This is a genomic window from Actinoallomurus iriomotensis (assembly GCF_030269445.1).
GTDB classification, from domain to species: Bacteria; Actinomycetota; Actinomycetes; order Streptosporangiales; family Streptosporangiaceae; genus Actinoallomurus; species Actinoallomurus iriomotensis.
The window spans coordinates 114,259-126,983 of sequence record NZ_BSTJ01000004.1; the positions used below are offsets into that span (position 1 = coordinate 114,259).

The 12,725-nt window shown below is 69.9% G+C and carries 8 protein-coding genes; 3 read left to right on the plus strand and 5 right to left on the minus strand.

Annotated elements, in window-relative coordinates:
- The first annotated feature begins 1 nt into the window (after window position 1).
- Both QSK37_RS17925 and QSK37_RS17930 read left to right on the plus strand, forming a co-directional pair.
- On the plus strand, window positions 2–961 hold the full coding sequence (locus QSK37_RS17925) for a PH domain-containing protein (RefSeq protein WP_285622259.1): 960 nt from the start codon (window positions 2–4) through the stop codon (window positions 959–961).
- Window positions 958–2,355, plus strand: a complete 1,398-nt coding sequence (locus QSK37_RS17930) for an aldehyde dehydrogenase (NADP(+)) (RefSeq protein WP_285622262.1) — start codon at window positions 958–960, stop codon at window positions 2,353–2,355. The genes QSK37_RS17925 and QSK37_RS17930 overlap by 4 nt, the downstream gene beginning before the upstream one ends.
- Before the next feature lie 81 nt (window positions 2,356–2,436).
- Here the strand turns inward: QSK37_RS17930 and QSK37_RS17935 are convergent, their stop codons facing one another.
- From QSK37_RS17935 to QSK37_RS17950, 4 genes are all read right to left on the minus strand, one after another.
- Complete coding sequence (locus tag QSK37_RS17935; protein ID WP_285622265.1) at window positions 2,437–4,725, minus strand: M14 family metallopeptidase; 2,289 nt, start codon at window positions 4,723–4,725, stop codon at window positions 2,437–2,439.
- A gap of 430 nt (window positions 4,726–5,155) precedes the next feature.
- Window positions 5,156–6,424 (minus strand): phosphopyruvate hydratase, encoded by a 1,269-nt coding sequence (eno, locus tag QSK37_RS17940; protein WP_285622267.1) that lies wholly within the window; start codon window positions 6,422–6,424, stop codon window positions 5,156–5,158.
- 338 nt (window positions 6,425–6,762) lie between these two features.
- A complete protein-coding gene (locus QSK37_RS17945) occupies window positions 6,763–8,481 on the minus strand; it encodes a dynamin family protein (protein WP_285622269.1) in 1,719 nt (572 codons plus the stop codon).
- 184 nt (window positions 8,482–8,665) lie between these two features.
- Window positions 8,666–10,222: an acyl-CoA mutase large subunit family protein gene (locus QSK37_RS17950; RefSeq protein WP_285622272.1), complete on the minus strand. Its 1,557-nt coding sequence runs from the start codon at window positions 10,220–10,222 to the stop codon at window positions 8,666–8,668.
- Window positions 10,223–10,355: 133 nt separating this feature from the next.
- Here QSK37_RS17950 and QSK37_RS17955 point away from each other — a divergent pair, with 133 nt between their 5' ends.
- Complete coding sequence (locus QSK37_RS17955; protein ID WP_285622274.1) at window positions 10,356–11,042, plus strand: TetR/AcrR family transcriptional regulator; 687 nt, start codon at window positions 10,356–10,358, stop codon at window positions 11,040–11,042.
- A gap of 150 nt (window positions 11,043–11,192) precedes the next feature.
- Here QSK37_RS17955 and QSK37_RS17960 read toward each other — a convergent pair whose 3' ends face one another.
- Window positions 11,193–12,698 (minus strand): arabinofuranosidase catalytic domain-containing protein, encoded by a 1,506-nt coding sequence (locus QSK37_RS17960; RefSeq protein ID WP_285622275.1) that lies wholly within the window; start codon window positions 12,696–12,698, stop codon window positions 11,193–11,195.
- Window positions 12,699–12,725 lie beyond the last annotated feature (27 nt).

A 12,725-nucleotide genomic window follows, 5' to 3' on the forward strand; every position in this document is an offset into this window, starting at 1 on the left:
GATGAGTCCTTCCCGTCATCCCGGCGAGCACCTGCTCGACCGGCTCGGCATGCCCGCCCGCAGCGCCGTCCCCGCCGGATCGGAGGCCCGGTTCCCCGACGGCGGGAGCTGGCGGACCGAGCTGCCCTCATGCGAGGGGCCGGAGGTCCTGGCCGCCGCCCTGGAGGAGATCGACCACCTGGAGGTGCCGATCCACCGCATCAGCCAGGGCAGTGGCGTCTGGATGCTCACCGACGCCGAGATCACCGAGATGGTGAAGGCGTGCGAGGAGCGCGACATCGAGCTGTGCCTGTTCGTCGGTCCGCGCGGCACCTGGGACATCGGCGCCGGGGTCAAGGCCTCGTCCGGCGGTTCCGGCCCGCGCGCCCGGGGCCGTGACCAGCTCGCCCAGTGCGTCGAGGAGGCCGAGCGGGCGGTGGCGCTCGGCGTGCGCTGTCTGCTCGTCGCCGACGAGGGCGTGCTGTGGACCCTGCACCGGCTGCGTGCCGCGGGCGTGCTCCCGGCCGACGTCACGTTCAAGGTGTCGGCACTGGTCGGACCGGTCAACCCGGCCGCGTACACCATCTGGGAGAAGCTCGGCGGCGACTCCATCAACGTGCCGAGCGACCTGACCATCGGGCAGATCGCCGAGCTGCGAGCGCAGAGCGGCGCGCCGATGGACTTCTACGTCGAGGCCCCCGACGACCTCGGCGGCTTCGTCCGCCTCTACGACGCGGCCGAGCTGATCCGCTGCGGCGCGCCGATCTACCTGAAGTTCGGCCTGCGCAACACCCCCGGCGTCTACCCGGTCGGCCGCCACCTGCGCGACCTGGCCGTCAACGCCATGCGGGAGCGGGTGCGTCGCGGCCGCCTGACCCTGGACATCCTTGAGCGTCTCGGCGCGGACGAGGACATGTCCCCGCTCGGCTCCCGGCTGCCCGGCACCCTGAACCGCTTCCCCACCGACGGAGACCTGCGATGACGTTGCTGTACGGAGTCGACCCGCGGACCGGCGCGCGGCTGGAGCCGGGCGTGCCGGAGACCGCCCCCGAGACCGTCGCCGCGTTCGGCGTGGCCGCGGCGAACGCCGCCCGCCCGCTCGCGGAACTGCCACTGCCTGACCGGGCCGCGCTGCTGGACGCCGTCGCCGACGCCCTGGAGGCGGCCGCCGACGAGCTCGTGACGCTGGCCGACGCCGAGACCGCGCTCGGCCGCGCCCGCCTGACCGGGGAGATGGAACGTACCACCGGGCAGCTGCGCCTGCTGGCCGGCGAGGCGCGCCGGGAAGGCTTCCAACGGGACACCGCCGAGCCCGGGTTCGTACGGGCGCTGCTGCCGATCGGACCCGTCGCGGTGTACGCCGCGAGCAACTTCCCGTTCGCGTTCTCCGTCGCCGGCGGCGACACGGCGTCCGCGTGGGCGGCCGGCTGCCCGGTCGTCGTGAAGGCCCACCCCGGGCACCCGCGCACGTCGGTCCGTACGGCGGAGATCATCTCCGACGCGCTCGCCAAGGCGGGCGCGCCCGAGGGGACGTTCGCGATCGCGCACGGGCTGGAGGCGGGCCTGGCGCTCATCAAGGACCCGAACGTCAAGGCCGCCGGGTTCACCGGCTCGGTGCGCGGCGGGCGGGCGCTGTTCGACGCCGCCGTCAGCCGCCCCGACCCGATCCCGTTCTACGGCGAGCTGGGCAGCGTCAACCCCGTGTTCGTCACGCCGTCGGCGGTGGCCGCGCGCGGGGAGGAGATCGCGCGCGGGTACGTCGGCTCGTTCACCCTCGGGTCGGGGCAGTTCTGCACCAAGCCGGGGCTGCTCTTCCTGCCCGCGGGACACGGGCTCGAAGCCGTACTGGCCCAGGCGATCGCGTCGGTCGAGGCGCCGTCACTCCTGACGCCGCGGATCGCGGAGGCGTTCCGTACCGGGGTCGAACGGCTGGCCGCCGGGACGCGCACGGTGGCGGAGAGCGCCGGGGCACACCTGGTCGCGGTGACCGCCACGGAGTTCGCGGCCCGGCCCGAGCTGACGGAGGAGTGCTTCGGCCCGGCCTCCGTCATCGTCGAGTACGCCTCGGAGGAGGAGCTGCGCGCCGCTGCCGCCGCCGCGCCCGGCTCGCTCACCGCGACCGTGCACGCCGAGTCGTCCGACGCCGACCTGGCGCGCGGGCTCGTCGCCGAGCTGGCCCGGCACGCCGGCCGTGTCGTCTACAACGGCTGGCCCACCGGCGTCGCGGTCAACCGGGCGATGCACCACGGCGGGCCGTGGCCCGCGACGACGGCACCGCTGCACACGTCCGTCGGCACGGCCGCGATCCGGCGCTTCCAGGTCCCGGTCACCTTCCAGGGCCTGCCGGAGGAGCTGCTCCCGCCGACCGTGGGGTGAATCATCCGTTGCCGACGTGATCATCCGGTGACGACGAGGGGAGGTACCGGCCGGAGCCGGTGCCTCCCTCGTGATCATTTACTAGTGACCGCCGACCCTCACGACCTCATGGCGGTAGCCGGTGTGCCGTCCGTCCGGCCTGTAGTTGTTCTCCACGTTGCCGGCGATGTCGACCGAGAACCATCTCACGTCGGTCGTCTTGTCGACGGTGAGCGACTCCGCGCCCTCACGCAGGCCGGCGGCCTCGAGCTTCGGCGACTTCAGCGTCGGCCGGCTGCCGTCGAGCGTGTAATAGACGGTCGCCGGCTCGTTCACCTTGAACGTGAACTTCGTGCTGCTCGCGTCCTGGCCGGTCACCGACAGGCTGGACCTCGGGTCCTTCTTGTCCTTGCTGTACGCCAGGGCGACCTCGAGGATGCCGATCTGGCCGTTGGCGAACTCCATCGCCTCCTCGTGGCCCTCGGCGAAGTCGGGCTGGAAGCCGACCTCGTCGTACTCCCCGGTCTGCGCGTCGTACTTGTCCGCGCCGACCTCGAAGTCCCAGCCGATGATGCCCTGGTTGTACCAGGCCTCGTCGGCGCTGTTCCCCGCCGCCGAGTACAGGACGTCGGTCACCGGCCCGGTGCGGCCGGGCCAGATGGCCGTGCCGCGCCACTGCTGCACCGCGTTGAGGATGTGCGCGGACGCGGACCAGAAGTAGGTCTCGGTGCCGAGATCGACCGGCGGCAGCGTCTGCCGGCCGTCCAGCTTGTACGCGCCTGGCGGCCACATGAAGTAGCCGCCGTAGGAGTGGGTGTTCATCGCGAACTTGATGTTGGAGTACTTCTGGGTGAGCCACACCTCGTTCTTGGCCTCGGGCTCGGACAGCTCACTCGGCCCGGAGTACGTCTCGCCGCGGCAGTTCGCGGACCCGCCGCTGTAGCCGTCGAAGGACGAGCCGACCGAGAAGTTGCGGTTCACGTCGACACCCCACGCGTTACGGCGTGCCGGGTCGGAGTCCGCCGGGCCGCAGTGGTTCGTCATGTTCCGGCGCTGGAAGTTGTAGTCGTACATGCTGTAGTTGGCGCCATCGGGGTTGACCGACGGCACCACGAAGATGTCGAGGTTGTCGACCAGCTTCCGGGTGGCCGGGTCGTGCTGGTAGTTGCGCAGCAGCCGCTCGGCGGTCTCCACGCAGGTCAGCGGGGTAACCCACTCACGCGCGTGCTCTTGGCAGTAGAGGAAGACGCCGGGCCGGGACCCGTTGCGCTTCGCGCCGATCCGCAACGCCTGCACCTGGAACGGCTGACGCTTGACGCTTGCGGGAGCCTTCAGGCCGTCGGAGAGCCTGGTCGCCGGCGCGGCAGCCACCACGCCGGCCCCCGCGTCGCCCCGGTACGTGCTCGCGGTGAGCTGTTTCGCGGCGGCCGGGTCGGCGCCGAGCGCCGCCACGACCTGCGCGGCCGTGCTCGTGACCTGCCCCGAGGCGTCCGTGGCGAGGTGCACCACGACGTTCTTACCCGTGACGGACACCGACAGGGCGGCGCCGGCGCTGCCCGGGTTCTCCAGCGCCACCGAGATGTCGTTGCCGCCGTCCGAACCGTACGCCTTCGACGACACGTAGAACGTGCTGGCGGCGGCGGTGCCGAACTGCGCCTGCGCCGCGCGGCGGTAGCCGTTCGTCTTGTAGGGCAGATTGATCAACTGGGTGAGCTCGGGGAACTCCTTGGCCAGCGAGTCGATCCGCTGATAGACCTCTTCCGGGTCCATGTAGTGGTCGACGAAGTCGCTCACGTAGTGCGGGTTGGGCTTCTTGCGGGGCTCGCCCAGCCACTTCGTCACCGAGACGGTGACCGAGCCACCGCTCGTGCTGGTGATCCGCACCTTGCTGGGCGTCACGTTCACCGGCAGCGGTGAGTTGAACCGGTCGTACATGTACTGGCCGTCGTCGGTGAACCGTGACATCGTCGCGGTCCCGCCCGAGCCGATCTCGGTGCCCCGCCCGCTGTCCCAGGCGACGGTGAGGATGTTGGTCGCCGAACTGTCGCTCGTCTTCACCTCGACGTTCAAGAACCGCTGCCCGTCGGGCAGGCTGGTGAACCACTCGGCCCGCAGCGCGGTCAGCGTGTCGGTACCCTGCGCCTGGGCGGCGAGCGAGTTCAACGCCTGCGACCGTTGCCGGCGCACCTTCGCCGCGTCGGCCTGGTCGGCGATGGCGCCACGGACGTCGAAGCCCTTGGCCTTGAGGTCCGCGGACTCCTGCGGGCTGAGGACGGCGTTCACCTCGATGCCGCCGGCGACCGGCTTGGTGTACTCGGCCAGGTCAACGCCCATCCGCTGGAGCCGGTCGATGCCGGCCTGGTCGGGTACGACGATGCGCACCAAGGCCACGCCGTCCTGCTCGAAGCTGGATTTGCGGTCCGGTGGTACGAGGCCGGGCTGCGTGACCGCGCCACTGGCAACCGGTATCAGGGCGAGACACAGCATCAGAGCCAGTGGGAGGGCGAGCCATCTCCTGCGCACCTTCGCCCAGGCAGGCTTGCGAATCATCCTCATGGAGGCCTCTCGGTGTGAACGGATGAAGGCGCCGACAGCTACCGCAAGATCCCCCGAGAAACAGACAAACGGTATTTATTTACTCTTTAGGCGGTAAATAAATCAAGCCACTATCCATCAGAATCCGAGGCCACGATCGGCCAGGTTCAACTCCGCGACCCTGTGGGGTGCGGATACTCGATGACGGCCGTGACCATTACCTTCTTCCGCGCCGCGGCTCCCACGTGACCGCACGATCTATGACCGGTTCCGGGCGACGCGGGCGTCATGGCCGAAGGCCGAAGGGCAGCGCAGGGTGGTGGGCCGCGATCTCCAGCAGCCGGTTGTACTTCGCGACGCGTTCGCCGCGGGCCGGTGCGCCGGTCTTGATCTGCCCGCAGCCGGAGCCGACGGCCAGGTCGGCGATGAAGGAGTCCTCGGTCTCCCCGGAACGGTGGGAGACCATCGCGCCGTAGCCGGCCTGGCGGCAGACGGCCATGGCGTGCAGGGTCTCGGTGACGGTGCCGATCTGGTTAAGCTTGATCAGGGACGCGTTGGCGATGCCGTCGTCGATCCCTCGGGCGATGACCGCGGGGTTGGTGACGAAGTTGTCGTCGCCGACGAGTTGCACCCGCTCGCCCAGGTGTTCGGTGAGCCGGACCCAGCCGTCGTGGTCGTCCTCTCCCAGGCCGTCCTCGATGCTCCATACGGGGAAGTCCTCGACGATCTGCCGGTAGCGGGCGATCAGATCCTCGCTGGTCAGCTTCTCGCCGCCCACGTGGTAGGTGCCGTCCGGCTGCCGGAACTCGCTGGCGGCCGGGTCCAGGGCGATGGCGACGCCGTCCCGGCCGGGCGTGTATCCGGCGTCGCCGATCGCGGCGACGAGCAGGGTCAGGGCGTCCTCGGGCCGGCTCAGGTCCGGCGCGAAGCCGCCCTCGTCCCCCAGCCCGGTGCTGTGCCCGCCCTCGCTCAGCCGGCGGCGCAGCGCGGCGTAGACCTCGGCGCCGGCGCGTACCGCCTCGGCCAGGTCAGGTGCCCCGAGCGGGGCGATCATGAACTCCTGGAAGTCGAGCGGGTTGGTCGCGTGCGCGCCGCCGTTGAGGACGTTGAAGTGCGGCACCGGCAGCAGAGGAGACACACCGGCGGGACCGAGGTACCGCCACAGCGGAACATCTCGCTGGGCGGCGGTGGCCCGGGCGACGGCCATCGACACACCGATGACGGCGTTGGCGCCGAGCCGGGACTTGTTCGGCGTGCCGTCCAGGTCGATCAGCGCCTGGTCCAGGGCGGTCTGGTCGGCGAAACCCCGGCCGCACACCGCGTCGGCGATTTCGCCGTTGACGTGACCGACGGCCGTACGCACCCCCTGGCCGCCGTACCGGGCCGGATCGCCGTCCCTCAGTTCGACGGCCTCGCCGGAACCGGTGGAGGCCCCCGACGGCACCCCGGCGCGAGCGACCGCTCCCCCGGCGAGCTCCACGGTGACGGACAGCGTCGGACGTGCGCGTGAGTCGAGGATCTCGATGGCGCGCAGCATGGTGATGTCAATCGACACGATCGGCCTTTCGGTGGGTGACCTCGAAGGGGCGTGACCGGGACCGGAGGGAGCGACACGTCCGCGGCGGCGCGGACGGATCGACGGCCTGGCGCGGGTTCATCAGCCGGGCGGGCATGGTCCTCCTACCGTTGAAGGTAGGGACCGTTGGCGGCGATCGCCGCGGATGACGGCGAGCCCCTCCGCCGTACGACGCCTCCCAGACTAGACGCAGTCCCGCCTACGGAAGAAGACACCCGGCCGCGACCGCGATGCCGCGGGGCCGGATCGCCGCACCTGCACGGTGACGTACCGGCCGACGACGAGAACTTCGCCTTCCTGGCGCAGGCCCACCACGCTTACGACTTGGAATAAGAGGCGACGGCCTTCAGGTCCGCTGCGGAGGCCAGACGCGATGTCACATCGCTCAAGGTGGCCGCCCTTTCGTCCAGCTCTCGCCTACGCGTCCGCGCCTGCGTGTTCTCGGTTGCCGCAGTGGCGGCGCCCACCGCCGACACCAGCCGATCGATCGTGGTGGCATAGCGGTGATCGACCGCACGCACGAGTGCGCGGGTGGCCTCGGCCAGCCGATACTGCAGATCCGCTCTCGCGCGGCCGACCTGTTTGGGCACCAGTTCGGCCGTCTCACGCAGGAGGTGCTCACGTGCCCGTCGGCGGCCGAACGCGCCGGGCAGGTGGCGACGGATCGCCCCGACCAGCAGTTCGGTCTGCCCCGCGCCGTCGGTGAAGACGTAGAAGAAGCGGGAATCTTCGATCAGCCGTCCTTCCTCCGCAGGCACCGCGAGGTCGAGGTCGAGAAGTTCGGCCGCGCCATCGCGAACCACGGCGAGTTCACGATCCAGCATGGCGACGAGCCGGGCGTCCAGCTCGGACAGGCCCTCCTCCAGGCTCCGCCTCCGCTGGTCCCGCCACGTCTCCACGACGGTGCGGGTCAGTTCGACCAGGCGATCGCGTCCTTCCCGTTCGACCTCATCAGGTTCGGACATCTCGTCGACGGCGGTGGCGATCCGCTCCCGTATCCGCGACGTCAGCCCGCGCGCCGCTTCTTCGGCCTGATCGTTCAACGCGGCCAGCAGCCGTCGGCCCTCCGCTTCGACCAGGTCGACCGCGTCCTGCCGCCGCGCGGCGACCGCATCCAGCCGTTCCCGGAACGTCTCCAGCCGACGTGCCGCCTCGCCGCCGCGCATGTCGAGCACACGCCGCTGCAGACGGACCTCGTCGGTCAGCCGAGCGATGAGGCGCTGTGCCTGCCGGGCCACCGACTCCTCCAGGTCACCGGCGCGACCACCGGCGAGGTAGTCCGTGAAGTCCCGCGAGAATGCCGCGAACCCGGCATCGCCGGTGCCGGCTCGTGCGCAGACCGGCCGGACCAGGATGTCCCGTCCGACGGCGAGGCTCGTGTGCTCGGCGGCGAAGGCGAGTGCCTCCTCCCGCTCCGCGCCGCTCAGCCGGTCCGCCTTGTTCAGCAGGACGAAGGTCGTCACCGAATTCTCGGCGACGCGCTCCAGCAGCGCCCGTTCGGCGGCCGACATCGGCGGGTCGGCGGTCAGCACGAACACCGCGGCGTCCATCGTCTCCAGGACGCGTTCGGCCTCCACGGTGTTGTGTTCGTGCACCGACCCGGTCCCGGGCGCGTCGACGATCTCCACGCCGTGAACCAGCAGGTCGGCGTCGAGGTCGACCGTCACGCTCGCGAGCCCGAGGCGGTTACCGGGATTGCCGCGCTCGGTGACGAGGGCGGCGAGCTCGTCCAGACCTCGCTCTTCCGAACGCCCGTCGGCGTACCGGGCGATGACCCGCTCCCGCTCTCCGTGGCGCACCACCGTGGCCACCGCGGTAACCGGCGTCACCCCCGTCGGCAACACGGCGCGACCCATCAGCGCGTTGACGACCGTGCTCTTGCCCCGTTTGGCCTCCCCCGCGACGAGCACGCGGATCCGGTCCGCGGCCAGCCGCTCACGCAGACCGTCGATGCGCTCGCGATCGGCCGGATCCGCCAGTGTCCCGAGCTCGTCGAGAACGCCGTACATGACAGTCCGGCGATCCATCGTGCGCATCACGGTCTCCTGGCTGGGGTCGGCCGGGCCGGTGGCCGATCGGGAGACAGACGTGGTCTCGGCATGAAAAACGGCCTCCTACCTGATCAGGTAGGGACCGTTGGCGGTATGACCGCGGTTCGTCGGCGAGCCCCTCCGCCGCAATCGATCACATTTTACCCCGAGCAGTACGCCTGAGAGTGGGTCAGAACGCATCGGTTGGGACGTAGACGCCCCAGACGTCACGTAGGGCGTGGGAGACCTCGCCGACCGTGGCGCGAAGCCCGAGGGCCTCGCGCATCGGAAGCAGGACGTTGCCGGTGCCCTGGGCGGCAGAGCGCAGGGCGTCCAAGGCTCGCTCGACGGCGGCGTTGTCGCGTTCCTCGCGCAGGGCCGCGAGCCGTTCGCACTGATCGACCTCGATCTGAGGGTCGACGCGCATCGGCTCATAGGGTTCTTCCTCGTCGAGGACGAACTTGTTCACCCCCACCACGGTCCGCTCCTGGTTGTCGATCTCCTGCGCGATCCGGTAGGCGGAGCGTTCTATCTCGGACTTCTGGAAACCCTGCTCGATCGCCGCCACGGCCCCGCCGCGGTCGTCGACGGCCTGGATCAACTCGAGGATCGCCGCCTCGAGCTCGTCGGTCATCGCCTCCATGAAGTAGGACCCGGCGAAGGGATCGACGGTCTTGGTCACGTCGGTCTCGTAGGCGATGACCTGCTGGGTGCGCAGGGCCAGCCGCGCCGCCTTCTGGGTGGGCAGTGCGATGGCCTCGTCGTAGGAGTTGGTGTGCAGGGACTGCGTCCCGCCGAGGACCGCCCCCAGACCCTGCAAGGCGACCCGGACGAGATTGACCTCGGGCTGCTGCGCCGTCAGCTGCACGCCGGCGGTCTGGGTGTGGAAGCGCAGCATCTGCGACTTGGGATTCCTCGCACCGAACTCGTCACGCATGATGCGGGACCAGATGCGCCGGGCGGCGCGGAACTTCGCGACCTCCTCCAGCAGCGTGGTACGGACGACGAAGAAGAACGACAGGCGCGGCGCGAAGTCGTCGACGTCCAGGCCCGCGGCGATCGCGGTCCGCACGTACTCCTTGGCGTTGGCGAGGGTGAACGCGATCTCCTGCACGGGCGTGGCCCCGGCCTCGGCCATGTGGTAGCCGGAGATGGAGATCGTGTTCCAACGCGGAATCTCCCGGTGGCAGTAGGCGAAGATGTCGCTGATCAGCCGGAGCGACTGCTGCGGCGGGTAGATGTAGGTGCCGCGGGCGATGTACTCCTTGAGCACGTCGTTCTGGATCGTGCCGGTCAGCAGACGGCTCTCGACCCCCTGGCCGGCCGCGACCAACTGGTACAGCAGCAGGAGCGCCGACGCGGTGGCATTGATCGTCATCGACGTCGAGACCTTCTCCAGCGGCAGCCCCTGGAACAGCGTCCGCATGTCGTCGATCGAGTCGATCGCCACGCCGACCTTGCCCACCTCGCCTCGGGCGATCGGCTCGTCGGAGTCGTAGCCCATCTGCGTCGGCAGGTCGAAGGCCACGCTCAGCCCGCCGGTGCCGGCGTTGACCAGTTCGTGATAGCGCTCGTTGGACTCCTTCGCCGTACCGAAGCCGGCGTACTGCCGCATCGTCCACGGCCGGCCGGTGTACATCGACGGGTACACCCCACGGGTGAAGGGGAACCGGCCCGGAGCGCCCAGCCTGGCGTCCGCGTCGAAGCCTTCCAGCGTGGAGGCGTCATAGATCGGCTGCATCGGCAACCCGGACTCATTGCGCGAGGGGACATGCATTCGCCGGATCCCTTCCTGGTACTGGGTACCTTTGGAATGGTACTGAGTACCACAAGACTCGCCAAGTGGTCCCCTACGCGGAGACGGGGAAGGATGGCCGGTCATGAGCAAACCGACCGCGCGGGCCCGACTCGCACAAGCCGCGTTCGTGCTCTTCGACGAGCGCGGGTACGAGCAGACGACGGTCGACGACATCGCCGAGCGGGCCGGTGTGGGGCGTACTACTTTCTTCCGGCACTACCGGTCCAAAGAAGACGTCATCTTCCCCGACCACGACCGGCTGCTCCAGCTGATCAGAGATCGGCTGTCGGCCACCAGCAACAGCACCGCCCTGGTCGCCGTCTCTGACGCCGTCCGCCTGGTGCTGCTGCACTACATCGACGAAGGCGACCTCGCACGCCGGCGGTACGCGCTCACCAGCAAGGTGTCCGCCCTCCGTGACCGCGAGATCGTCAGCGTCGCCCGCTACCAGCGGCTGTTCCGCGAGTTCATCTCCGACTGGATGGGAGACCCCACGGAGTCGGCGTCACTCAGAGCCGAACTGATGGCGGCATCGGTGGTCGCCGCCCACAACCACGTGCTGCGCCGATGGCTCCGAGGAGAGTCCCCCGACCCGATCGCGGAGATGGACGAGGCGATGCGCGAGGTGCTCGCTCTCTTTCCCGGCCCCCGGTCCCGTCCACGAGTCGCCGACGGCGGCACCACCGTCGCCGTGTTCCGTACGGGAGAAGACCTCGACGCACTGCTTCCCGCACTGCGGCGCCTCATCGGAGGCGAGCCCGAGCGATGAACGCCCACGGCACACGCCCGGACCCGCATCGCTTCACCGGCCTGCTCGGCCTGGAGGAGACCGAGCAGGCGGCGCTGCGCGCGGGCGGCGCCCTGGAGTGATGCCGCCCGCGCTGCGGCTCGCGCCCCCGGAGTTCGCGAGTCCCCCAGGTCAGCGGGGGGTGAAGTCCTGGTTGTTACCCGCCGCGTTCTTGCACGGCCACTGATCCAGCTGCTGACCCGCATTGCTCCCCGCGCCGTACACATCAAGGCACAGCCCGCTGTTCTGGTTCTGGAACGCCCACGACCCATCGGACTGCGCCACCGGCTTCCACATCGAACTCGCCGCACCGTTACGGGCCTGCTGCACGATGTCCGGCACCCCCTGCGACGTCGAACCACCCGCGACCGCCACCACCTGACCGGAGTTCTGCGCCTGCAACTCCCCAAAACCATTCGACCCGGCCACGAACTGGAACTGCTGATTCGACTGACCGTTACACGACCACTGATCGATCGCCGCACCCGACGTCGACGTGTTCCCGTACACATCCAGGCACAGGCCGTTGTTACCGACCACCAACTGGTGATAACCAGTCGGGAACGAACCGCCCGTGCCACCGCCCGACCCGTACCCCGCGGCCGTGATACTCGCCTGCACCGCGTTCTCCGTCGCGTCGGACGGATAGCCGGAGGTCATGACGCCTTCGTAGAAAGTGCCGGCCGAGCCCTTGCTGTTGTCGCCGCCGATGCCCAGGATGATGGCGCCCTCCTTGTGCATCGGGTTGTAGCCGGAGACGTTGGGACGGGCGCCGTCGTAGAACGTGGACAGGCCGCCGGACTGGGCGTTGCCGCCGCGGATGGCCCAGTGGTTCGGCTCGCCCTTGATGATGGCGGTGGTGTACCGGTAGTTGATGGTGGGGTCGCCGGCGTTGTATCCGGCGTTCCGGCCGGAGTACAGGCCGTTCTCCATATCGGCCATGATCCACGGGCCGTTGCCGGCGCCGTAGCCCCAGACCCTGATGTTGCCGAAGTAGATGGCCTCCATGTGGCCGTTGCCGGTGTCGTTGTTGCTGGTCTCGGCGTTGCCGTAGTCGAAGCAGCAACCGCCGTTGTAGTGCGTGCCGTCGAAGATCGCGTACTCGCCTTCGGCGGCGTCTCCGGTCGCGATGCCGTTGGTGTGGTCGTTGCGGTACCCCGTGCCGGCGGCGACATAGACGCCGTACGCCTTCTGCCCGTTGAGCGTGGTGGGGGCGGCGGTGGCGTTGGCGAGGTTGTCCGGGCCGCCGGCGGCACCGCCGCCGGGTGCCTGGGTCAGGTTGTTCCCGCGGCCCGACTGGTCGTAGATGATCGTGATGACGCAGCTCGTGCCCGCGCAGAACGAGTCCTGTGCCGCCGCGTCGGCGACCCCGCCGGCGCTCAGCACGCCGATGTCGCGGGTGGCGTTGTCCGACGAACGCCGGACCTGGTACAGCGACCCGTTGTAGGAGGCGTACAGCGCGCGGGTGGTGCTGTGCGCCGCCACGCACGGCGTACCGCCGGACGCGTAGATGTCACACGGGAGGGACGCCGCCGAGGCGGTGCCGGTGACCGCCGACGTGCCGAGGGCGAGCACGGCCGCCGCCGTGGTCGCCAGGGACACGGCGGCCGGCCGCAGGCGGATGGGGAGTAAGGACATGACAGGACCTCCAGGTAGGCGGGAAGC